A 23,108-nucleotide genomic window follows, 5' to 3' on the forward strand; every position below is an offset into this window, starting at 1 on the left:
ATGAATCTTATTTTGAAACAGAAGGTGGAGACAATGCTAAATCAGATAAAAAAATAAAGTCTGCATGCTCACGAATTTTAGGAATAGAAGTTTCTATAACACGTGATGTAATTTCACCTGGAGCCCCAACGTGTCCGATAGCTACCATAATGGGTTTGTCTTGGATTTTTTTAATGAGTAATTGTGCTTGTTTTGAAATGTGATTTACCGTATATACATCATCAAAAAATAATTGGTTTTCAATAATAGGCACGCCTAATTCTTTCCCGATTTTTGGGACAACACTATTAGGGTTTGTTTTACTATCTAAATAAAATAAACCGTGTTTTTTACAGGCAGAAAGTATAAGACGTACAATCCTTTCATCAGCGGTTACTTTTGATCCCATATGATTGTTCATACCTATTGCATGAGGTATTTCTTGAATTGCTTGTTCGAGTCGGTTGTTTATTTCTTCATCGCTTAAATCTGTTGTAATCGCTTTTGGTCCAAGCCACTCTTTTTTTCCTCTAATTGGTTCCATTGGCATATGTATAATAACTTCATGCCCTTTTTTATGGGCAGCTATTGCATCTTGTTTAGTAGAAGGAAGAAATGGCATAACAGCAACAGTGAGTGGAATAGGAAGTGATAACATCTTATCTGTGCCTTTCATATTATTGCCGAAATCATCGATGACAATAGCAACCTTATTCGTATGAGCGTTTGCTTGAATAGGAAATAAGAAGAAGGGTATGAACAGGGTGAAGACGAGAAATGTAATAGTATATTTGCGCATATAAATATTTCCTTTCTATTTTATCCCGCTATTTGCGGGCAGTAAGACTCCCACCTCAAAATTCGGCTGGAGCAAAGAAGTTAGGTGGGAGATCCACTGCCCGTAAACGCCCGATTGGTGAAGGCTAGTAATCGGTGGGGGATGAACAAAACCCCCACTGATTAAAGTTTCACTTTATCAATCATCATTATGTTTTGCGTTTTTATATAAATTAAACAAAAAATGTCGAAGAAAAGTACATTGAAAATAGAGAACCCACTGTTTACTGAGTATTTACAAAAAAGAAGATGAAAAAAATGTCTATTATTGCGAATGTATTTACAAAGATAGAATAATTTGTAATAATTCTCAAAGTGAGGGTAAAGATTTGTAAATTACAGGGGGAAAATGTTAAATTTTCTGATTCTTCAAATTCAAATAGGGTTAAGTGTTTAAAGGGCTAAAGTAGAAGAGGCGTTGAGAGTATGGAAGAAAAATAAGGGGGATATGGATGTTTACTGTAAAAAGGAAGTACACATTAGAAAAGCTTTCGCATGATATTCATATGAAACGTGAAGAAATGATTCATTTAGGATTAACAAGTGGGTTAAATAGTATGGAGACAATTCAAGTTAGTCAAGAATTGGACAAGCTTATCGTACAGTATCAGCGTTACAAAGAAAAACAAACACCGAAATGGTTTTCAATTATAAAGGTTCCTATTTTTCAAATTGGGTATGAAGGGAAATCGAGCAATTTTTGGAGAATGTTTGTGGCTGGTTTTATGAAATAAGTATAATTACCCTTTTAGGATAAGGATAATTATACTATGTGTAATGGAATCTCTATATGAACTGTCGTTCCTTTGTTTTCTTTACTATCAATAAATATATGCCCATTGTACATCTCTACAATTCGTTTACATATAACAAGCCCAAGACCTGTTCCAGTATCTTTATTAGTAAAGAACGGATGAAAGAGGTGTTTTTGAATATGTTTTGGAATCCCTTTTCCAGTATCAATAATTTGCAATTGTGCGTGTTTTTCGTTGTTTGTTACTACAATGGTTAATGTATCACCAGAAGCCATGGCTTCAATTGCATTTTTTGTAATGTTTAAAACCACTTGTTTCATATGGTCTTTTGAGCAACGTATATGAACAGGGTGGTCTGGCAAATGTAAATGAAATACAATGTTATGTAGATTCGCCTCGGATTGAATAATTAATGCTACCTCATTAAGAATCGTTCTTACATCATATGTTTGTTCAATGATAGCAGTTGGCTTTCCAAGAATAAGAAATTCGCTTACAATTTCATTAATACGTTCTATTTCTTGTTCAATCACTGAAAAATAAAACTGATCCTGTTCATCTTTATATTTTTCTTTTAACAGAGCAACGAGTCCTTTAATTCCAGTAAGAGGGTTACGGATTTCATGGGCTGTACTAGCTGCAAAAGTTCCAACCAATTCAATTTTTTGCAGTTCATTTTGTTGTCTTTCTAGTTTTGTTTGACGTTTTAATAACATATATTGAGCAAGTAAAAATAAAATAGACAGTAAAAATAAAGTAGCTATACACTCTATTGAAACCCACTGGTATAAAGTTTTTTGATGAATAGGTAACGGAGAAACAGAGACTTTCCAATTTAATCTTTGGAGTGGGGTAGTAAGCATATTAGAATGCCCATCGCTTGTTTCGTTATTATCATCGGTTAGAAAAACTACATCATGTTTATCAGTCACTTCGAAATGATATTGTGGTTTAATAGCATTTAAAGAATATGAAATGTAGTCGAAGCGTAGACTTGCTAACAGTAAGCCTGAGAGTTCCTTTTGTCTATTAAATATTGGAGAGGCAATCATAATAGCTTGATGTCCAAGAACGCGATCTGTAATAACTGATGATACAGTTGTTTTCTTAGATTGCAATGCATCTTGGATGTATTGGCGGTCAGAAACGTCAATAGGCGGCGAATCGCCTTGGGATGCGATTGTAATCATCCCATCTGTCGTAGCATAATATAGACCGGAAAAACGTTCATCATTTCCATCGGTATCATGTACAATTTGTTTAATCCCATTGATGTTTCCAGTTTCGGTCCCTACGACTTTTGCGAGCATTTCTAAGGCAGATATAGCTTCACCAAGGTGATGGTCTAAATAGTCTCTATATAAGAAGAGAACAGTGTGAGCAGATAGTTTGTTTGCCTGTTTCATTTGATAAGTGTGATACGAAAAAAATGTGGCACCAATCCCTATCGTTGGCAGGATAACAAGCAGTATGTAAAAAACTATGCTTTGTAATTTGACTTTCAAATTTGGTACTCCTTCTTTTTTTATTATCATTATATATAAACTATGTTAAAATTGTCATGTTTTTATTCAAGAATCATTTGCATTACATTAGGGAAAGGAAAAGGGATGAGTGAATATTCATTCGGCAGTTGTAATGAAGCGCTATGTTGCTTTTCTTTTTGTTGCGGAGAATTTAAGTGAAGGGTTGAAATGGTATGACATCAAATAATGAGCGAGAAGACATTTCTCAATCTTTAAAAGTATTTATTGCACTATCCCGTGTACATCGTTCTGTTATGGATACTACAAATAAATCCATACAAAGTAATGGATTAAATCCAACTGAGTTTGCTGTATTAGAATTACTATATCATAAAGGAGGCCAACCACTTCAGCAAATCGGTGAGCGTATTTTAATAGCTAGTGGCAGCATTACATACGTTGTAGATAAGCTAGAGAAAAAAGGGCTTGTAAAACGAATTCCATGCCCAAATGATAGGCGTGTTATTTATGCGCAATTAACGGAGTCTGGAGAGAGCTTTATTGCTTCTATTTTTCCAGGTCATGAGCAAGTTATACATCAGTCTTTTGAAATGTTAACGAAGGATGAGAAGGATGAATTACTTGATTTATTAAAAAAAATTGGAAAGTATGAAAAATGATGATATGTTCCAAAGAAGCTTTGGATAAAGAAATCCAAGGCTTTTTTGTGTGCATATATTCATGACATCATCTACCGCATTTTGCTGAAGAATAAGAGGAGATTTGTAAGTAAGCATTGAATTATAGTAATGATGCATATAATGGAGAGGGGGCTCGTTCATGTCATTTAAAGACTATGAATATAAACGGCCAAATATTGAAGAATTAAAAGAGAAGTTTATTGTTGCTTTAGAAAAGTTCGATAAGGCAAAAACGCTTGAAGAACAGCAACAAGTAATTAATTCAATTAATGAAATTCGTAATGATTTTGGTACAATGGGGAATCTTTGTTACATTCGTCATTCTGTTGATACGACAGATGCTTTTTATAAGGAAGAGCAAGATTTCTTTGATGAATACTCACCAGTTGTACAAGGATATGGAACAAAATATTATAAGGCGTTAATTAATTCGCCATTCCGTGAAGAATTAGAAGCGTATTATGGAAAGCAATTATTTGCTCTAGCTGAATGTGATTTAAAAACATATTCAGATGAAGTAGTGAAAGATTTACAATTAGAGAATAAATTGTCGTCACAATATACACAGTTATTAGCATCTGCAAAAATTGATTTTGCAGGAGAAGAGAGAACATTATCGCAACTTATTCCGTTTATGCAAGGAAAAGAAAGAAGCGAACGTAAAGCAGCAAGTGAAGCATACTACGGATTTTTAGCTGAGAATGAGGAAGAGTTAGATCGTATTTATGATGAGCTTGTTAAAGTGAGAACGAAAATCGCAAAAACACTTGGTTTTAAAAACTTTGTTGAATTAGGATATGCAAGAATGTATCGTACAGATTATAATGCTGAAATGGTAGCGAACTATCGTCAGCAAGTATTAGATTATATCGTTCCGGTTGCAACAGAGTTAAGAAATAGACAAAAAGCACGCATTGGTGTAGAAAAGCTCGCTTATTATGATGAAAACTTTGAGTTTGCTACAGGTAATCCAACTCCAAAAGGCGATGCCGATTGGATTATTAATCACGGGAAAACGATGTATAAAGAATTATCAGCTGAAACAGATGAATTTTTTAATTTCATGCTCGATAATGATTTATTAGATTTAGTTGCGAAAAAAGGAAAAGCTGGTGGTGGATATTGTACATATATCGAGAATTATAAAGCGCCATTCATCTTCTCAAACTTTAATGGAACGTCTGGTGATATTGATGTATTAACACATGAAGCTGGTCATGCTTTCCAAGTATATGAAAGTCGTAAGTATGAAATTCCAGAATATAATTGGCCAACATATGAAGCGTGTGAAATCCATTCAATGAGTATGGAATTCTTTACATGGCCATGGATGAAGTTATTCTTTGAAGAAGATGCGGATAAATATTACTTCTCACACTTAAGTTCAGCACTTCTATTTTTACCGTACGGTGTATCTGTAGATGAATATCAACATTATGTATATGAAAATCCAGAAGCATCGCCAGCAGAACGTAAGTCAGCATGGCGTAACATAGAGAAGAAGTATTTACCACATCGTGATTATGAAGATAATGATTATTTAGAGCGTGGTGGTTTCTGGCAACGTCAAGGCCATATTTATAGCTCACCGTTCTATTATATTGACTACACGTTAGCTCAAATTTGTGCACTGCAATTTTGGAAACGTGCAAGAGATAATAGACAAGAGGCTTGGGAAGATTATGTGAATCTTTGTCAGCAAGGTGGAAGTAAATCATTCTTAGAATTAGTAGAAGTTGCAAATTTAACATCACCATTCGCTGAAGGGTGTGTAAAAAGTGTAATTACAGAAATTGAAGAGTGGTTACGTGCTGTTGACGACACAAAATTGTAAAAAATCATGCACTTTTTTCACATGTTTAACATCGACATAATGGAAAAATGATGAGATAATAAAAGAAAATTCAGAATTATTTCAGGGGTGTTTCTAATGGGGAGCACCCCTTTTCACCAACAAAAAGGGGGAAAGCACTATGCTTCAATCTAATATGGATGTTAGTTTAGAAACTTTAGTCCACTCATTACAGTCTACACGAAGCACGCTGTTATCAGAAATTGAAATGTTAAATGATACGGAGGTGAATGTAAAGCCACGCCGTGATAAATGGAGTATTATTCAAATTTTGCATCATTTGCATTTAGTTGAACAGTCTGTCACATCTGCCCTTGTATATGCTTTGCAAAAAAAAGAAAGAAAACTTGCTCCATTTAAAGACCTCCAACTTACGCTTGATCGCACACATAAACGAGAAGCTCCTCAACAAATGAAACCAACAGAAACATTAATGAAAAAACTGCAAGGAATTCAATTACTAGAACATTCACGACAAGAATTGTTTCATGCACTTCATAGTGTGATAGATGAAAAAGAATTATTTGAAAATGGATTAAAACATCCTATTTTTAATGATTTGAATTTATATCAATGGGTTCAATTTCTGGATTTACACGAACAAAGACATCTTACACAGCTAAAAGAAGCTAAACATGCAATTTTACAGCGGTAAAGTGAAACTTTAATCAAGGGGCATATCACTGATTATTAGTCCGCAACAATCGGGCTGCCCTCAAATAGCGGGAAAAAGGAAAAGAAGCGGCGAACCGCTTCTTTTCCTTTTTTACTCATGCATAGTTTTATTTCTTATTTTGGAATACTACATGAGGAAGAGAAAAAGGAGTTGAAAAGTATGTCAAAGAAAAAGAGAGAAGAAGAGCGCGCTTGGAAAGCTCGGAAAGAAAATCAAAAGCCGCATGGAAAGGTGAAAGCTTTTGCAGAATTAGTTGAAGGAACAGAAAAAACGTGATGAACTTCATCACGTTTTTTGTATGATCGGGAAAGTTAATAAAAATGTTGTACCTGTTCCTATTTCACTCATAATGTCAACCTTTCCATTCATTGCTTGAATAACACTGAAGACGACCATCATCCCCAGTCCGGTCCCTTTTTCTTTCGTCGAGTAGAAAGGTGACCCGAGGCGTTTTACTTGTTCTTGATCCATACCAATACCTGTATCTTTTATATATAATTGTATATGTTTATGATCTGGAACTAATGTAAGAATAAGGTCACCACCGTTAGGCATAGCCTCAATACAGTTTTTTAAAATATTTAATAGGCATTGGTTCAGCTTTTGCTTTTCACCAGCTATAAAGAAGGATGTACTTTGTTTTATGTAATGTATACGAACATTTGTTAAATTGGCGAGAGGTGTAATTAAAGATAACGCATGGAGTAATTCTTCCTCTACTTGTAATTGTTGTTCTTTTTCAATACTCGGTTTTGCAAAAGTTAAGTAGTCTGTAAGAACATGATTTGCTTGTTCGATACCATTAATGGCTATGTCGATATATAATTTTCGTTCCTTCTCAGAACATGTATCTGACTGTAAAAGTTGCAAAAATCCTTTCGTTGAAGTTAAAGGGTTGCGAATTTCATGAGAGATAGAAGCTGCCATTTCACCGATTAAATGAAATTTTTCAGCATTCATAAGTTCATTTTGGAGACGAACTTGCGTTTGTAATATGTGTAGCAAATATAAAATAAGGATTGTACCAAGCATCGTACATAGTTCGTACACGATAATATGTGGTATATAATCTGCCGTATTTGTAACCTCTGAAAGGAAAAATGGTATCCAGCCAAATCCGAATATGAGGCTGTAAAAGATAGCGAGTGCTATTTTTATACGATTAGAACTTCGGTTAAACAGTTTGTATGTTAATAGTAGAACAATGAATAGTAGAACCGAAGCTATAAAGGATGGGAAAACACCTATCCCTCCTAATAAAAAGCGATATATGTTTAATACAGATAAGATGGAAGCACCGGCAATAGGACCTCCTGTTAATGTACCGACAATTAATACGATATGACGCATATCAAATTGAAATCCATAGTTTGTTTTTGCTGCGAAAGTGATACATAGTATGGTAGCGAGGCAACATAATACAATAAACATAGCTGAATTTAATTTAGGAGAGCGTTTCCCTTTTTGATTCCAAAATAAATGATATAAAAGCATTGTAACAAGGATGGATAATATATTTAAAAAGAGATAAATAATAAAGAGTTTCAGTGGGATGTCTCCTCTCTTCTAACATTAAATTAATCATACTATAAAATGAAAGAAATGAAATATGAAATAGCGGAAAAAATCAGAAATTTTTTCTGGTAGTATACAATATGTTACAATAATCTTTGTCAATGAAAGAAGAAATTCCGTGCACTGCATGGGAGAGGTTCGCGAACTCCCTCTATAAAAAACTATGGAAACAACAATATCATTAGGTATTGTTTTGTTTTTTTATTGTGACAGTTCAAGAACGTTCTTTCTTCTTATTCGTAGTAGAGAAGGAGAATGAGTGAAATGAAAAAAGAAAAAGCGGTTGTTGTTTTTAGTGGTGGACAAGATAGTACAACATGTTTATTTTGGGCAATACAACAGTTTGCAGAAGTGGAAGCTGTAACGTTTAATTACAATCAACGTCATAAGTTAGAAATTGATTGTGCAGTGGAAATCGCGAAAGAGTTAGGAATTAAACATACGGTACTAGATATGAGTTTATTAAATCAACTTGCTCCAAATGCATTAACGAGAACGGATATGGAGATTACACATGAAGAAGGTGAATTGCCATCAACATTTGTAGATGGACGAAATTTACTGTTTTTATCATTTGCGGCTGTATTAGCAAAACAAGTTGGAGCACGTCATATTGTAACGGGTGTATGTGAAACTGATTTCAGTGGTTATCCAGATTGTCGTGATGTGTTTGTGAAATCATTAAACGTTACATTAAATTTATCTATGGATTATCCGTTTGTTATTCATACACCACTTATGTGGATTGATAAAGCAGAGACATGGAAATTATCTGATGAACTTGGAGCATTTGAGTTTGTTAGAGAAAAAACATTAACATGTTATAACGGAATCATTGGTGATGGTTGCGGTGAATGTCCAGCATGTCAACTTCGTAAAGCAGGATTAGATACGTATCTACAAGAACGCGAAGGAGCGAGCAACTAATGGATAACTTTTTTGGATTTCGCATCGTAGAAAATTTGCAAAAAATGGACAAGGATATTCAGCGTGAACAACTCAAATATCATAATAAAAGAGTAATGGTCAGCAAGGAATTTACATTTGATGCAGCGCACCATTTACACTGCTATGAAGGGAAATGTAAAAATTTACATGGACACACATATAAAGTCGTATTTGGAATTAGCGGATATGTAAATGAAATAGGCCTTGCAATTGACTTTGGCGATATAAAAGAGATTTGGAAAAATGAAATAGAAATTTATTTAGATCATCGTTATTTAAACGAAACATTGCCAGAAATGAATACGACTGCTGAAAATATGGTCGTTTGGATTTATGAAAAGATGGCAGAAGCATTAACGAAAGATAATCGTGCGAACGAATACAAGGGAGCTCGTGTTGAATTTGTTCGTCTTTTTGAGACGCCGACTAGTTATGCGGAAGTAAGACGGGAGTGGATGCTCGATGAGTAAAATCCCCGTCTTAGAAATATTTGGTCCGACCATTCAAGGAGAAGGGATGGTTGTAGGACAAAAGACAATGTTTATCCGTACAGCGGGCTGTGATTATAGCTGTGCTTGGTGTGATTCTGCTTTTACATGGGATGGATCGGCCAAAGATCAAATTAAACAAATGACACCGGAAGACATTTGGAATGAGCTTGTAGAAATTGGTGGAGAAAATTTTTCTCATGTTACGATTTCGGGTGGAAATCCTGTTTTGCTGAAAAATATGCAATTTCTTCTTTCTATATTAAAGGAGAATGGAATGCGAACAGCGGTAGAAACGCAAGGGAGTAAATGGCAAGATTGGTTGCTTCAAATTGATGAGGTAACGATTTCTCCAAAACCACCAAGTTCAACTATGCAAACAGATTTTCAGATGTTAGATTCTGTTATTCATAAACTAGCAGAGAAAGATTTTAGTTTAAAAGTAGTAGTATTCGATGATCAAGATTTTGAATATGCAGTTAAGATGCACGAGCGTTATCCGAATGTACCATTCTTCTTACAAGTAGGAAATGATGATACGAAAACAGTGGATGATGCGGTGCTTATAAAAAACTTATTAGAAAAATATGAATGGCTTATTGAAAAAGCTGTGAATTGTAAAGAAATGAATGATGCGAAAGTACTGCCTCAGCTTCATGCATTAGTATGGGGAAATAAACGAGGGGTATAATGAGAAGGGATGTTTAAAATGGCAGGAAGATTAGATGAAGATTTAAAAGATGTAACATTATTAGGAAATCAAAATACAAAATATTTATTTGAATATAGCCCGGGAATTTTAGAGGTATTTGATAATAACCATCCAAACCGTGATTACTTTGTAAAATTCAATTGTCCTGAATTTACAAGTTTATGTCCGAAAACAGGACAACCAGATTTTGCAACAATTTATATTAGCTACATTCCAGAACAAAGAATGGTAGAGAGTAAATCTTTAAAGCTATATTTATTTAGCTTCCGAAATCATGGTGACTTCCACGAAGATTGCATGAACGTTATTATGAATGATTTAATTAAATTAATGGATCCACGCTATATTGAGGTATGGGGGAAATTCACACCACGTGGTGGTATTTCAATCGATCCTTACTGTAACTACGGCCGCCCAGGAACTAAGTATGAGAAAATGGCAGACTACCGTATGATGAATCACGATTTATATCCAGAAAAGATCGATAATCGTTAATATAGAAAGAAAGGATCTGTATGATATACAGATCCTTTCTTTCTATTATATTATGCATGTTGATTAATGACAGTATAGTTTTTATGGCTTACAACTGTAAGAGGTTCCATATCTAGTTCTCTAAAATTCTCCATAATTGTTATATCAACAATAACGGAGTTTTGATTTACCTTTTGAACACGGCCTTGCATTCCACCTTTAAATTCAATGATATCTCCAGTTTCTGCGATCTGCATAAGCAACTCTCCTTGTTCCAGTTTTCCCAAAAAAAGAATAATTTGGGCTTTTTTATTTCCTCTTATTTTGAACTATATTTACTACTTTGTAAATGTTTCCAAAGTAAAAATTCGAAAAATATTCACTTTTTGTAAGGAAATATGTAAAAAATATTGTTTAGGAGAGGAATGATGAAAGTGCATACATCTTTATATAGGAGTATAATGAAAGATACAATAACCTACTAAAGTGGGAGAAATTAGGGGCGGTAAAATGATGTTTGAAGTTGTGGGGAGCTTTATAGCGATTTTATTATTTTTATTTTCTTATATGCAGTTGAAGAAAGTGCGTCATCATGAAACAACTACATATTTTGATGGACTGGATGGTGTGCACACATCGATAACATATGATAGTGGTGGGGATATATAACTTTCTTTTTATGCATGGTATGATGGCAATAAGAAATAGTACGTAATATAGTTCGTAAGTGATGAATGGGGAGTGGAAAGAATGCGAATTTCTTTTATTCGTCATGGTCGTTTGGACAGTACTATAGAGCCAATGACAATTATTTCATTTCGTGAATGGATGAAGCAATATGATTTAGGGACTACAGTAAAAAAAACTCCTATACCAATTGAAACAATTGAGATGATTGAATCAGCGAATTTGGTCGTAACGAGTGATCAGAGGCGTGCTGCGCGATCAACAGCCGAATTAACGGATTCTTTATCTTTTGTGCAAAATCCTCTTTTTAGGGAAGCTGAAGTTCCAACGAGTTTTTATGCTCCAAAATGGTTGAAATGTAAACCTAATGTATGGATGTTTATTGGACGTACACGATGGATAGTTGGTTATAGTAAAGATGTTGAGTCTTATAAGGAAGTACGAGAAAGAGCAAGGCAAGCTGCTAATATGTTGCACCGTTATGCGCTTGTACATGGACGTATTGCCCTTGTAGGTCATAGTTATTTTAATCCGATGATTGGGACTGAACTGAGGGCAATGGGGTGGTCTGGTTCGCCTATTTTCCATAGGAAGCCATGGGGATGTACAACGTATACATTTCATGAGGCGATGGATGGAAATGTATTAAATACAAAATTAACTTAAAAGAGGCTGTCCCTTTGGCAGCCTCTTTCTCTACATAACAAGCAAAAAAAGAATTGTCTTTTTAAGATATAGAAACCAATGACCGTAATGGTTTTATTAGATGGGCATACGGTTCGCCAACGAGCATAACGGTTGTATCTTTTTTATAACCAAGTTTTTCATATAGTGAAAAAGCACGTTTGTTTTCTAAATTAACAAGTAAGGCAATTTTTTCATGACCTTTTTCAGTTGCATGAAGTTCAGCGGCATCGATTAATTTAGAGCCAATGCCACGTCCACTGTACATATTTGAAACTGACAACGTGTCAATATAATACTCATCAAGTTCAGCTTCTTTTTCTAACGTAATGGATTCATCTTCATGTAGTTCTCTTAAGTGGTGTACGATTGGTGCATCAAGTTGCTCAGCGTCACTACCGTGATAAACGACAATAACTCCAACTACTTTTCCATCTTGTTCAGCCACTAAACAGTTTTCATAGCTCAATCGATTATTTTCTTTTGCGAACCATGTTTCAAGTCCTAGTATTACTTTTGCTTCAATTGTGCTACCTGTGATTTTTTCAGCAATTTCGTGCAGAGCGTCATACAGTAAAGGTGCTACTCCTACCGCATCTGTCTTTTTTGCTTTCCGAATCATAGTATCCCTCCTAGTTCTATGTATATATTGTAGCATAAAATAAAATAACAAACAGTGGCTTGGAACTTTGTTATACAGAGCGTCAAAAAGTTTGATATAGAGAAGTAGCTATGTTAGTATATGATATTTAGTGCGAATATAATAAAGTGATATAGCTATAAAAATAATGAAAGTGAATTACATAATAGCAACGGGATAATTTTACCGTTGTCGACCTATAGAAGATGCGATAAAATAAACTATTGCAGAGAGGTGAAATACATGGATAAACAATTAGCAAATGCAATTTTGGATCAGCTGAAAAATGGTGAAATAAAGGAGTATGTTGCGACGAAAGATGTATTTTATACGTTCAGGGAAGTTGTTGTAAATCGAGAAGATTTTAAACATATTATCGGGAACGCACAGCGCGGTGGACAGGTAATTTATACATATTCAGAAACACCACGTTCATAAATAGAAGATAAAGGAGAGGAGAATTATGGGGGATTTTAAACAAGGCATCTTGCCACATTGGGATTACATGTGGAAAGATAGAGCTGGGAATAGGTTTATGGGAATGGTTATGTATCCAGAGAAACGAAAATGTTCAGCAAAAATGCTTCAGAAAATAAAAAGAGCATATGAGCAAGCAATAGAAATTAAAGTAACTGTACAAGTTCAACATACATATCAGTACGTAGAAGGAATGATTGTATACTTTGATGAAGAAGCTCCTGTATGCACAATGCTTGATAAAGATGAGAATCCACATCATATATTTGTAAAAGATATTTTGCGTATTGAGCACCCTGAATAATTTTTTTCATAAATAAATTGAAGTTCCATAATAATAATCTTTTTCTATAATAGTTATCTTTTAGTATGTAACGAGGAACGAAAGAGTATGTATAAATATTTAATAAAGTAAAGTTGATAAATGTAATCGTTTTTTGGAACAGATTATCGTTTAAGGTCTGTTCTTTTTTGCGTGATGCTGGAGAAATATATTACTCCAGCATTTACTGTTTTATGACAAAAAATATTGTTAACTTTTTTAAAAATAAGGTTAAATTCGTTGACAACTTTTTTGAAAAGCACTTTATTGACATGAGTTTTAGAATGTTGTTTCATAGTCTTTGTATTGAAAAAAATCGACGGTCATGTCGAAAAGTAAAAGTTAAAAAAAGAAAGAATTTATACATATATCTTGTGTCTTATTTTGAAACGTAATACAATATATAGAGAAATCAAGAAACGACATACAGAGAATATAGATTGGAGAGGGAGGGTCGGAAATGTTAGTTGCATATGATTCTATGACAGGAAACGTGAAGCGTTTCATCCACAAATTAAATATGCCGGCCGTTCAAATTGATGAAGCTCTAGTATTAGATGAAGACTTTATTCTTATTACGTATACAACAGGTTTTGGAAATGTACCGGAACGTGTTTTAGACTTTTTAGAACGCAATAATGAAAAATTAAAAGGCGTATCTGCAAGTGGCAATCGTAATTGGGGAGACATGTTTGGTGCAAGTGCTGACAAAATTTCTACTAAATATGAAGTGCCTATTGTATCAAAATTTGAGTTATCTGGAACAAATAATGATGTAGAATATTTTAAAGAAAGGGTGCGGGAGATTGCGACACATTGAACTGAATAATGAAATCACGCAAATGCAGGACGGTTTTTATCAGCTTCATAAAGATAAAGAGGCATTAGAAGTCTTTATGGAAGAAGCTAGAGAGAATACCGTTCATTTTAATAGCGTGGCAGAGCGAATGGAGTATATGAAAGAACATGATTACTATTACAACGTTCTGGACGAGTATAGCTTGGAGGAAGTAGAAGGAGTTTATAACATCGCTTATGGTGAAAACTTCGAGTTCCAATCTTATATGGCAGCATCTAAGTTCTATAAAGATTATGCGTTAAAAACGAATGATCAAAAACAATACTTAGAAAGCTATGAAGATCGTGTAGCAATTGTGTCATTATACTTAGGACGCGGTGATGTTGCGAAGGCAAAACAATTCGCAAGCATGATTGTAAAACAAAACTACCAACCAGCGACACCAACCTTTTTAAATGCGGGAAGAAGCAGAAGAGGAGAAATGGTGTCTTGTTTCTTGTTAGAGATGGACGATAGCTTAAATTCAATCGGTTTTAACATTAATACTGCGATGCAATTATCGAAAATCGGTGGTGGAGTAGCTTTAAACTTATCTAAGCTACGCGCACGTGGTGAGCAAATTAAAGGTATTGATAACGCCGCAAGTGGTGTAGTGCCTGTTATGAAATTGCTTGAAGATTCGTTTTCATATGCGAATCAACTTGGCCAACGAAAAGGTGCCGGCGCTGTATACTTAAACATTTTCCATTGGGATATTATAGAATTCCTTGATACAAAAAAAATAAATGCCGATGAGAAGAGCCGTATTCAGTCTCTATCAATCGGAATTATCATTCCAAGTAAGTTCTTTGAGCTTGCTGAGAAAAACGAACCTTTCCATGTTTTCGCGCCTTATACAGTATTTAAAGAGTACGGAAAACATTTAGATGATATAGATATCGACGAAATGTACGATGAATTAATGAGCAATCCGAAAGTGAAGAAGAAGCCACTAGATATTAGTGCGCGTGATATGCTTATTAAAATTGCTATGATTCAGCTTGAGTCTGGTTACCCATACTTAATGTTTAAATCAAATGCAAATAACCAGCATCCACTGAAGGATATTGGAACTGTGAAGATGTCGAACTTGTGTTAAATATGTAGCACCTTCTAGCAGAAATGCTAGTCGAAAACTCCGTTAAACGGGGAAAGCCTCAAGTTTGAGGTAACCTACCGTGCTAAATCTTATCTTAGAATGAAAATATAAAAGTTCAGAATGTATCTTATTATTTTGTATAGCAGAGTTATTGAACAACATAAAGTAATAAGAGACTTTCTGAAAGATTAAGATAAGTAAAAGCCTAACGACTATCCCATTTGGGAGTAGAGCGCAAGCGATTGGCGCTCGAAAAGCGGAGCACCTAACCAGGTAATGCTGTAGGTGATGATATAGTCTGTCCTGTATGGTGACATACAGCAGTTGCATGAGCAACGGACTGAGGAGTAGCGAACTCGGTTGAACATTCGAGACAGAAATCTTCCAGCTTCAAGAAACTTCTGAAATAAATGATTACGGTACAGAAGACATTATCCGCCGTGATATTAACTGTAACTTAGGATCGTTAAATATCGTAAACGTAATGGAAAATAAAGAAATTCGTGAAGCAGTTCATGCGGGAATGGAAGCTTTAACAGCTGTTTCTGATATGACGATCATTCCGAATGCCCCAACTGTGAAAAAAGCAAATGATGAGCTTCATTCAGTTGGACTTGGAGCAATGAACTTACATGGATATTTAGCAAAAAATAAAATCGCTTATGAAAGTGCTGAAGCGAAAGAATTCGCTCGTACATTCTTTATGATGTTAAATTACTACTCGATTGAGAAAAGTATGGAGATTGCTAAAGAAAAAGGCGAAACATTTAAAGACTTCGATAAGTCTGATTATGCAAACGGCACATACTTTGAAAAGTATGAAACAACAGATTACAGCCCAGTAACTGAAACAGTTCAGCAATTATTTGAAGGAATTCATATTCCAACAAAAGAAGATTGGACAAGTTTAAAAGAGCAAGTACAGAAGAATGGTTTATACAACTCATATCGTCTTGCAATCGCTCCGACACAATCGATCAGTTACGTTCAAAATGCAACTTCAAGCGTAATGCCAATCGTAAGTCAAATTGAATCAAGAACGTATGCGAATGCGACAACATATTATCCAATGCCGTATTTATCAAAAGATACGTTCTGGTACTATAAATCTTCTTACGATATGAATCAGTTTAAATTAATTGATTTAATCGCAGAGGTTCAAGAACATATTGACCAAGGAATTAGTACCATTCTTTATGTTAATAGTGATATTTCAACACGTGAGTTAGCACGTTACTACATTTATGCACATAAAAAAGGCTTGAAGAGTCTTTATTATACGAGAACACGTAAATTAAGCGTGGAAGAGTGCGTGGCTTGTACCGTTTAATATAAAAAGTGAGACATTATGAGCAGGGTTTTTCTGAACCCTGCTCATGCTTAGTTATCAATTTTTTATGTTTATTTAGAGAAGGGGCGATTTAATGCGTGCGGTAAACTGGAACAAAAAAGAAGATGATTTTAGTTTAATGTTTTGGAAGCAAAACATCGCTCAGTTTTGGACAGAAGAAGAAATCGCAGTGTCTTCTGACAAAAATACTTGGGCACAATTATCAAAAGAAGAGCAAATTGCTTATAAGCGTGTATTAGGTGGTTTAACACTTTTAGATACGAAACAAGGCGGCGAAGGGATGCCTCTTGTACTTGTTCATCTTGAAAATTTACAAGCGAAAAGTGTATTAGCTTTCATGGGCGCTATGGAAGAAGTACATGCGAAGAGTTACAGCCATATTTTCACAACGTTAGCTACTGAAGAAGAAATTGATGATATTTTTGAATGGGTAGATAACCATCCATTACTTGAGAAAAAAGCTGGTATTGTTACTAGTTACTATCGTCGTTTATTAAAGCCTGAAGTAACGAAAAAAGAGTTATACATGGCAATGGTAGCAAGTGTGTTCTTAGAAAGTTACTTATTCTATAGTGGGTTCTTCTATCCACTTTACTTAGCAGGTCAAGGCAAATTGACGGCAAGTGGTGAGATTATTAACTTAATAATTCGTGACGAGTCAATTCACGGCGTATTCGTTGGTATTTTAGCACAACAAATCTTCACAGAACTTTCTGCAAAAGAGCAACAAGAAGTACAAACGGAAACGCAAGAGTTATTAATGGAACTGTATGAAATTGAATTGGCATACACAGAAGAAATTTATACTTCTATCGGTCTTGTAGAGGATGTAAATCGTTTCGTTCGTTACAATGCGAATAAAGGACTTATGAACTTAGGACTTGAGCCGAAGTTTGAGGAAGAAGAAATTAACCCAATCGTTTTAAATGGTTTACGTACAGATACGAAAAACCATGACTTCTTCTCTGTAAAAGGAAATGGTTACGTAAAAGCAACGAATGTTGAAAAGTTAGCAGACGATGACTTCGTATTCAATTTTTAATATAGTGTTATAGAAAAAGCTGTCTTTATAGAAAAGACAGCTTTTTTGCTATGAATAGTTTACATAATGTTATTATTTCATGGAAATATTTTAATCTTGTAAAAGCCCAATTTTTGAGGAAGTGGGAATAAAAAAACAAGGATTAAAGTTTTATTTTTCATATTTAGCCGTATGAGAGATTGAATAACTTATGCCAAAATGAATAAAAAATGAGAAGAAATGAGACCCAACTCCACCTATACGTTCTTTTTACTATTGAATTTTTAAATGCTAGAAATTTTGGCTTGAAAATTGCATGAATATTTAAAAAGTAAAGAAAAGGGAGGTAATATCCGGTGTGATATACAGTTAATTGAAAACGCTTCCTTTTAACTGTCGATTTTTAAATGGAAATTAGATAGAGAAAGTAGGGGGAATGATAGGTGGGAAAAGTAGTTGGTTTAAAACGTTCATTAGGGCTTTGGTCAATTGTTATGCTAGGGGTCGGGTATATGACACCGATGGTTGGGTTTGATACATTTGGAATCGTTTCTGAAAAAACGGGTGGTCATGTTCCAGGAGCTTATCTTATTGCATTAGCGGGGATGTTGTTTACCGCTGCAAGCTACGGCAAAATGGTAAAGGTTTTTCCTACCGCTGGATCAGCGTATACGTATACACAGAAGACAATTAGTGCAAGGCTTGGGTTTCTTGTTGGATGGTCCGCGTTATTGGATTATTTGTTTCTACCGATGGTGAACGCACTATTAACGAGAATTTATATGTCAGCATTTTTCCCAAGTGTTCCTAGTTGGGTATGGGTCATTGGCTTTGTTCTCCTTGTTACATTAATAAATATGATTAGCGTAAATGTTACTGCTAATTTCAATACGTTCTTAGTAATATTTCAAGTGTTAGTAATGGCCGTATTTGTTTTTCTAGTTATAAAAGGCTTATTAGCGGGAGAGGGAACAGGAGAAGTTTTTTCCATTCAGCCGTTTTTTCAATCAGATATACAAATATCACCGTTAGTTGCAGGTGCAACAATTCTTTGTTTCTCATTTTTAGGTTTTGATGCAGTAACTACATTTTCAGAAGAGACACCAAACGCGAAGAAAACAATTCCTCGAGCTATTTTTCTTACTGCTTTAATCGGTGGAGTTTTATTCATTACTACTACGTATTTTACACAATCTATGTTTCCAGATACATCTGTATTTAAAAATCAAGAATCAGCATCTCCAGAAATTGCACTATATGTTGGTGGGAAATTATTTCAAGCTTTCTTTTTAGTAGGAACCCTTATGGGGACACTTGCGTCTGGTTTAGCTTCTCATACAAGTGTATCCAGGTTATTATACGTAATGGGGCGAGATAATGTAATTCCGAAGAAAATATTCGGGTACATTCATCCTCGCTGGCGAACTCCAGTATATAATATTATTTTTGTAGGAATTATTTCGCTCTTCGCTATATTCATTGATTTAGAAACAGCAGCATCTCTTATTAACTTTGGAGCGCTTATTGCATTTACATTTGTTAATTTGTCTGTGATTTCTTACTATATAATCAAGAAAAAAAGATATAAAACGATAAAAGATTTCTTAAATTACCTAGTTATGCCTATTTTGGGTGCTGCTACTGTAGCAGTACTATGGTTTAACCTCAATATCCATTCACTTATTTTGGGACTTTGCTGGGCTGCTATTGGAATTGGGTACCTTCTATATATTACGAACATGTTTCGTTCAGCTCCTCCGCAAATGCATTTTGAAGAAGTACAGGAAATATAAAGTGAAACTATAATCAGTGGGGGTTTTGTTCATCCCCCACTGATTATTAGCCCTCACCAATCGGGCGTTTACGGGCAGCGGGGCTCCAACCTAACTTCTTTGCTCCAGCCGAATTTTGAGGTGGGAGTTTTACTGCCCACAAATAGCGGGATAAAAAAGAAAAAGACATCGGGAATGGATCCGATGTTTTTTGCTTTGAAGATTGGGCAATCATGCAGTATTGCATAATTCATTCAACGATTCATAAGGAAGAGGGGCAAGTCTAGGGAGGATGGCTGATAAATGATGGTCAACATGGTATTTTCTTTTGGCACAATTATTGCTTTGTACAATTAGTAAAAATATAAAAGCGGGGTGTTATGGTCGTAATCCAAGCAGAAAACAAATACAGTTGAACTTGAAAATCATTTCATTGAAGGTGGTTGCGAAGTTGTAGAAATATTACGTCTAATATGCTAGTTGCATTTTTAACCTAAAGGAGGGACCAAATGAAACTGGATATTTTATTAGAAGAAGTGGAGAGACAACAAATCGGCTATTATTGCATTTTGTCGAATAGTCATCGTTACGATATAGCTGTTACGTATTCGCAACAGTTTCTTGGAAAAGCAATGGTTACCTCAATTCAAAATGGGAGAATGGTTTTATTAAGTCAAGAAGATATTGGAGAGGAACAATATTGGGCACCAAGGCTAGGAATTGAGGTAGAAGATATAGAAGAGCTTCAAAACTTTTTCTATATGATTCTTCAGTCACAAAGGTTAGAAGAACAATATTAATAGAATAAAAGAAAGGGATGATTGATTGTGTATTATGATATTATTACGAGCCCATGTTATGGAATAATTGAAAAAGTGTCTATTAATAAGGATTCTCGAATTTATGAATGGGAGCCATTATTCTCTATTAAAGATATGAATGGTAAACTGGAAGTAATTAAGATGGGATGTAGTGGAGAAGTTCAATCTTTAGAAGTAGAGGCAGGAGATAAAGTAATTCCAGGCATGGTATTAGCTTATATTCAAGAAGATCTTTTCGTTAATGGTAGTGATTAATAATAGAACAATGAGGAAGATGGAGGCGTTCATCTTCCTTTTTTTATTAAGTAAAGAAAAAAATGCTTTATTTTCAGATTAATTAAAAAAATCTGCATTTAATGATACAATACAAATTATATAGTTCAAAGGAGGAATAGCAGCATGTTTTCCATTGCTCATAAAAAAATTAGACCTATTGTTTCTCTATCTATCGATCAATCTGAAAAGGAATGGAATATAGATGTTAAAAATATAAAAGAATCTTTTCTATTTTTAAAAAGAGAGGAGAAATTATTTGCATACGTTCATGTGAAGGATCTGCTATCAAATAGTAAGGGATTAACTTCTAAGGTATTGCTTTCAAATGCTGTTTCACTAGATACAATATGTCATCTTAGTAAAGATATTTCTTTAACAGCTCTTTTTCAAATTATTGGAGCGCCGATTGCGATAGTAAAAAATGAAATGGATGAGCTAACAGGATATATAAGAAGAGAGGACGTTTTTGCAGAACTATTTAAACAAGAAAATCAGAGTGTTGATATATTGAAAATTATTTTAACGTCTATTCCAATGGGGATTTTTGTAGTAGATCGTGAAAAGAAAATTGTAAATTGCAATGAGTCTGGTTTGAAGATGATTAAATCGACTCCTGAAAAAGTTATGAATGTACCAGCAGAACTGATTTTTAATGAAGAGCACATTAATAACGTATTTACAACGGGAAAAACGATCTTGAATCAATTACAAATCACAAATGAGATGGGTGTATTAGTTGACTATAGTCCGATTCCAAACTTTGATCAAAGTATTGAAGGAATGGTTATTATTGTGCAAGATTTGCCGATGGTCGAGGACATGGCGATGGAAATTGAATATATAAAGGATTTAAATGAAGATTTACATGCAATCTTGTCTAGTATTTATGATGAAATATTAGTTGTTAATCATAAAGGGGAATTAATTCGTTATAGTGAAACTGTTATCAATGATTTTTGGGGGAGTAATTTGAAAGACCTTTTAGGAAAAAATCTTTTAGACTTAGAAAAGAAAGGATTATTTAGTCCATCTGTTACGCGATTAGTGTTGGAAAAACAAAAAAAGGTATCAGTTGTACAAGAAACAAAAAGCGGAAGAAAAATATTAGCAGTTGGAAACCCTGTATTTAATGAAAACGGAGAGCTTCATCGTATTATTATTGCATCAAGGGATATTACCGAAGCGACGAGATTGAAGACGGAATTACATGAAATAAAGAAGATATCAGAGCGATATAAGAAGGAGTTAGATGACTTTAAAAATAAAGATCGTTTTCTTAAGAAGCTTATTTACTGTAGTCCAAAAATGGAGCAAATTATTAACCAAGCTAAAAAAATAGCAGATTTTTCTTCCAATGTTCTTATTTCTGGAGAATCTGGCGTCGGAAAAGAAGTAATTGCTCAGGCAATTCATCAACTTGGAAACCGGTCTTCAAAGCCATTCTTAAAATTAAATTGTGGTGCAATTCCAGAAACTTTGTTAGAAAGTGAACTATTTGGTTATACGAAAGGTGCTTTTACAGGAGCCGATAAAAATGGAAAAGAAGGATATTTTAAGCGGGCTGATCAAGGTATTTTATTTTTAGATGAAATTGGAGAAATGCCTTTACATTTGCAAGTGAAATTACTTAGAGTCTTGCAAGAACAAGAAGTAATTCCTATTGGAAGTACAATACCTACGAAAATAAATGTACAAATTATTGCTGCTACAAATAAGAGTCTTGAAAAGATGGTGGAATCTGGAACATTCCGTGAAGATTTATTTTATCGCCTAAATGTAATTCCGTTGCGAGTTCCTTCTCTACGAGAGCGAATGGAAGATGTTCCGGTACTTGCCTTTCATTTCTTGCAACAGTTAAATGAAAAATATAATAAAAATTATCATTTAACTCCAGATGCGCTTAGCTTACTAGAGTTTTACTCATGGCCAGGAAATGTACGTGAATTACAAAATATGATTGAACGTTTAGTCGTATCAGCAGACGATCCAGTAATTGAAGCGGAGTTTGTTAGTAAGTTTTTAACACCTGGTTATGACTTTAAAAAATCAAAACCAGTTATTACAAGAGTATTACCATTACAAGAAGCACTACATTCTGTAGAAGAACAATTGATTTTACTTGCAATGAAGCAGTATAAAACAACGACTAGGGCTGCAAAAGCTCTTGGAATCAGCCAATCTTCAGTGAGTCGTAAATATCAAAAAATTGTTAGTGAAAAAGGGATAGCGGCTGATATCATCTCTTATTCCTAAAAAAGGAGAAGGTCACATAGACTTCTCCTTTTTGTGTGCGCCCAGCATGTACATATTCTCTAGAGTTCAAGTCCGGGGTCGTGAAGGCGGTAGCGGAAATGATTAACGTTCCGGTTTATGCAAAATGGAATAGTGTATGCGAAAATGCATAAATTATTTGTTGTTTTTAAGAAAATAGTCAGTTTATCCCGCTATTTGCGGGCAGTAAAACTCCCACCTCAAAATTCAGGTGGAGCAAAGAAGTTAGGTGGGAGCCCTGCTGCCTGTAAACGCCCGATTGGTGAGGGCTAATAATCAGTGGGGGATGAACAAAACCCCCACTGATTAAAGTTTCACTTTATGTATGATTCCTTTGAATTTTAAATATTGGCATGAAATTTGCTTATAAATATATAAACGATCGA

At 34.6% G+C, this 23,108-nt stretch carries 25 protein-coding genes, 1 pseudogene and 1 riboswitch; of the genes and pseudogenes, 21 read left to right on the forward strand and 5 right to left on the reverse strand.

The window, feature by feature from the left end; translation table 11 throughout:
• Positions 1-7 precede the first annotated feature (7 nt).
• The gene (locus NSQ47_RS01560) at positions 8-778 is read right to left on the reverse strand and encodes a divergent polysaccharide deacetylase family protein (RefSeq protein ID WP_215581033.1); all 771 of its coding nucleotides are present in this window, start codon (positions 776-778) and stop codon (positions 8-10) included.
• Positions 779-1,268: 490 nt separating this feature from the next.
• Here NSQ47_RS01560 and NSQ47_RS01565 point away from each other — a divergent pair, with 490 nt between their 5' ends.
• A complete protein-coding gene (locus NSQ47_RS01565) occupies positions 1,269-1,550 on the forward strand; it encodes an aspartyl-phosphate phosphatase Spo0E family protein (RefSeq protein WP_002149628.1) in 282 nt (93 codons plus the stop codon).
• A gap of 29 nt (positions 1,551-1,579) precedes the next feature.
• Here the strand turns inward: NSQ47_RS01565 and NSQ47_RS01570 are convergent, their stop codons facing one another.
• Entirely contained in the window at positions 1,580-3,076 is a 1,497-nt protein-coding gene (locus NSQ47_RS01570) for a DUF3149 domain-containing protein (RefSeq protein WP_341035926.1), read from the reverse strand.
• 194 nt (positions 3,077-3,270) lie between these two features.
• Here NSQ47_RS01570 and NSQ47_RS01575 point away from each other — a divergent pair, with 194 nt between their 5' ends.
• The 4 genes from NSQ47_RS01575 (at position 3,271) to NSQ47_RS01590 (ending at position 6,542) form a co-directional block, all read left to right on the forward strand.
• The gene (locus tag NSQ47_RS01575; RefSeq protein WP_000203343.1) at positions 3,271-3,717 is read left to right on the forward strand and encodes a MarR family winged helix-turn-helix transcriptional regulator; all 447 of its coding nucleotides are present in this window, start codon (positions 3,271-3,273) and stop codon (positions 3,715-3,717) included.
• Between the two features lie 160 nt (positions 3,718-3,877).
• On the forward strand, positions 3,878-5,572 hold the full coding sequence (locus NSQ47_RS01580; RefSeq protein WP_002201243.1) for a M3 family oligoendopeptidase: 1,695 nt from the start codon (positions 3,878-3,880) through the stop codon (positions 5,570-5,572).
• Positions 5,573-5,711: 139 nt separating this feature from the next.
• Positions 5,712-6,245, forward strand: a complete 534-nt coding sequence (locus tag NSQ47_RS01585; RefSeq protein WP_002149622.1) for a DinB family protein — start codon at positions 5,712-5,714, stop codon at positions 6,243-6,245.
• Positions 6,246-6,425: 180 nt separating this feature from the next.
• Positions 6,426-6,542, forward strand: a complete 117-nt coding sequence (locus NSQ47_RS01590; RefSeq protein ID WP_000038354.1) for a DUF6254 family protein — start codon at positions 6,426-6,428, stop codon at positions 6,540-6,542.
• Between the two features lie 9 nt (positions 6,543-6,551).
• Here NSQ47_RS01590 and NSQ47_RS01595 read toward each other — a convergent pair whose 3' ends face one another.
• Entirely contained in the window at positions 6,552-7,760 is a 1,209-nt protein-coding gene (locus tag NSQ47_RS01595) for an ATP-binding protein (protein WP_341035927.1), read from the reverse strand.
• A 208-nt stretch (positions 7,761-7,968) separates the two neighbouring features.
• Positions 7,969-8,012, forward strand: a riboswitch (PreQ1 riboswitch).
• A 93-nt stretch (positions 8,013-8,105) separates the two neighbouring features.
• Here NSQ47_RS01595 and queC point away from each other — a divergent pair.
• Genes queC through queF form a run of 4 tightly spaced genes read left to right on the forward strand, consistent with a single transcriptional unit; the run spans position 8,106 to position 10,484 of the window.
• Positions 8,106-8,768 carry a 7-cyano-7-deazaguanine synthase QueC gene (queC, locus tag NSQ47_RS01600; RefSeq protein ID WP_002158728.1) on the forward strand — a complete coding sequence of 221 codons (663 nt, stop codon included), beginning with the start codon at positions 8,106-8,108 and terminating at the stop codon, positions 8,766-8,768.
• Positions 8,768-9,259: a 6-carboxytetrahydropterin synthase QueD gene (gene queD / locus NSQ47_RS01605; RefSeq protein WP_002011526.1), complete on the forward strand. Its 492-nt coding sequence runs from the start codon at positions 8,768-8,770 to the stop codon at positions 9,257-9,259. Before queC ends, queD begins: the two co-directional genes overlap by 1 nt.
• Positions 9,252-9,968, forward strand: a complete 717-nt coding sequence (queE, locus tag NSQ47_RS01610) for a 7-carboxy-7-deazaguanine synthase QueE (RefSeq protein WP_078179566.1) — start codon at positions 9,252-9,254, stop codon at positions 9,966-9,968. Before queD ends, queE begins: the two co-directional genes overlap by 8 nt.
• An 18-nt stretch (positions 9,969-9,986) precedes the next feature.
• Complete coding sequence (gene queF / locus NSQ47_RS01615) at positions 9,987-10,484, forward strand: preQ(1) synthase (protein ID WP_002158726.1); 498 nt, start codon at positions 9,987-9,989, stop codon at positions 10,482-10,484.
• 50 nt (positions 10,485-10,534) lie between these two features.
• Here queF and NSQ47_RS01620 read toward each other — a convergent pair whose 3' ends face one another.
• The gene (locus tag NSQ47_RS01620; RefSeq protein ID WP_002064385.1) at positions 10,535-10,720 is read right to left on the reverse strand and encodes a YkvS family protein; all 186 of its coding nucleotides are present in this window, start codon (positions 10,718-10,720) and stop codon (positions 10,535-10,537) included.
• A 253-nt stretch (positions 10,721-10,973) separates the two neighbouring features.
• On the opposite strand from NSQ47_RS01620, the gene NSQ47_RS01625 reads away from it, so the two are divergent.
• Together NSQ47_RS01625 and NSQ47_RS01630 are read left to right on the forward strand one after the other, a co-directional pair.
• The gene (locus tag NSQ47_RS01625; RefSeq protein WP_033710437.1) at positions 10,974-11,132 is read left to right on the forward strand and encodes a hypothetical protein; all 159 of its coding nucleotides are present in this window, start codon (positions 10,974-10,976) and stop codon (positions 11,130-11,132) included.
• Between the two features lie 81 nt (positions 11,133-11,213).
• Positions 11,214-11,816, forward strand: a complete 603-nt coding sequence (locus NSQ47_RS01630; protein WP_002158724.1) for a hypothetical protein — start codon at positions 11,214-11,216, stop codon at positions 11,814-11,816.
• A gap of 61 nt (positions 11,817-11,877) precedes the next feature.
• Here the strand turns inward: NSQ47_RS01630 and NSQ47_RS01635 are convergent, their stop codons facing one another.
• Positions 11,878-12,456, reverse strand: coding sequence for a GNAT family N-acetyltransferase (locus tag NSQ47_RS01635; RefSeq protein WP_002158723.1), 579 nt, complete (start codon positions 12,454-12,456; stop codon positions 11,878-11,880).
• Between the two features lie 261 nt (positions 12,457-12,717).
• On the opposite strand from NSQ47_RS01635, the gene NSQ47_RS01640 reads away from it, so the two are divergent.
• The 10 genes and pseudogenes from NSQ47_RS01640 to NSQ47_RS01685 all read left to right on the forward strand — a co-directional run bounded on the left by NSQ47_RS01640 (position 12,718) and on the right by NSQ47_RS01685 (position 22,704).
• A complete protein-coding gene (locus NSQ47_RS01640; protein ID WP_002149609.1) occupies positions 12,718-12,912 on the forward strand; it encodes a hypothetical protein in 195 nt (64 codons plus the stop codon).
• Positions 12,913-12,937: 25 nt separating this feature from the next.
• Positions 12,938-13,255, forward strand: coding sequence for a hypothetical protein (locus NSQ47_RS01645; RefSeq protein WP_002158721.1), 318 nt, complete (start codon positions 12,938-12,940; stop codon positions 13,253-13,255).
• Positions 13,256-13,733: 478 nt separating this feature from the next.
• Positions 13,734-14,093 carry a class Ib ribonucleoside-diphosphate reductase assembly flavoprotein NrdI gene (gene nrdI, locus NSQ47_RS01650; RefSeq protein ID WP_000959445.1) on the forward strand — a complete coding sequence of 120 codons (360 nt, stop codon included), beginning with the start codon at positions 13,734-13,736 and terminating at the stop codon, positions 14,091-14,093.
• Positions 14,080-15,207: pseudogene (locus tag NSQ47_RS01655) on the forward strand (ribonucleotide reductase N-terminal alpha domain-containing protein); the annotation flags it as partial. The gene nrdI and the pseudogene NSQ47_RS01655, both read left to right, overlap by 14 nt.
• A 382-nt stretch (positions 15,208-15,589) precedes the next feature.
• A complete protein-coding gene (locus NSQ47_RS01660; RefSeq protein ID WP_306292130.1) occupies positions 15,590-16,540 on the forward strand; it encodes a ribonucleotide reductase in 951 nt (316 codons plus the stop codon).
• Between the two features lie 94 nt (positions 16,541-16,634).
• Positions 16,635-17,603, forward strand: coding sequence for a class 1b ribonucleoside-diphosphate reductase subunit beta (nrdF, locus tag NSQ47_RS01665; RefSeq protein ID WP_002064394.1), 969 nt, complete (start codon positions 16,635-16,637; stop codon positions 17,601-17,603).
• Positions 17,604-18,025: 422 nt separating this feature from the next.
• Positions 18,026-19,375, forward strand: a complete 1,350-nt coding sequence (locus NSQ47_RS01670) for an APC family permease (protein WP_215581044.1) — start codon at positions 18,026-18,028, stop codon at positions 19,373-19,375.
• Between the two features lie 488 nt (positions 19,376-19,863).
• Positions 19,864-20,154 carry an SAV0927 family protein gene (locus NSQ47_RS01675; RefSeq protein WP_002202687.1) on the forward strand — a complete coding sequence of 97 codons (291 nt, stop codon included), beginning with the start codon at positions 19,864-19,866 and terminating at the stop codon, positions 20,152-20,154.
• A gap of 27 nt (positions 20,155-20,181) precedes the next feature.
• Positions 20,182-20,430, forward strand: a complete 249-nt coding sequence (locus tag NSQ47_RS01680; protein ID WP_078173247.1) for a hypothetical protein — start codon at positions 20,182-20,184, stop codon at positions 20,428-20,430.
• A gap of 144 nt (positions 20,431-20,574) precedes the next feature.
• Positions 20,575-22,704 carry a sigma 54-interacting transcriptional regulator gene (locus tag NSQ47_RS01685; protein WP_341035929.1) on the forward strand — a complete coding sequence of 710 codons (2,130 nt, stop codon included), beginning with the start codon at positions 20,575-20,577 and terminating at the stop codon, positions 22,702-22,704.
• The last annotated feature ends 404 nt before the right edge of the window (positions 22,705-23,108 follow it).

Origin of the sequence: Bacillus sp. FSL R10-2780, from assembly GCF_038006125.1 — a bacterium.
GTDB classification, from domain to species: domain Bacteria; phylum Bacillota; class Bacilli; order Bacillales; family Bacillaceae_G; genus Bacillus_A; species Bacillus_A cereus_U.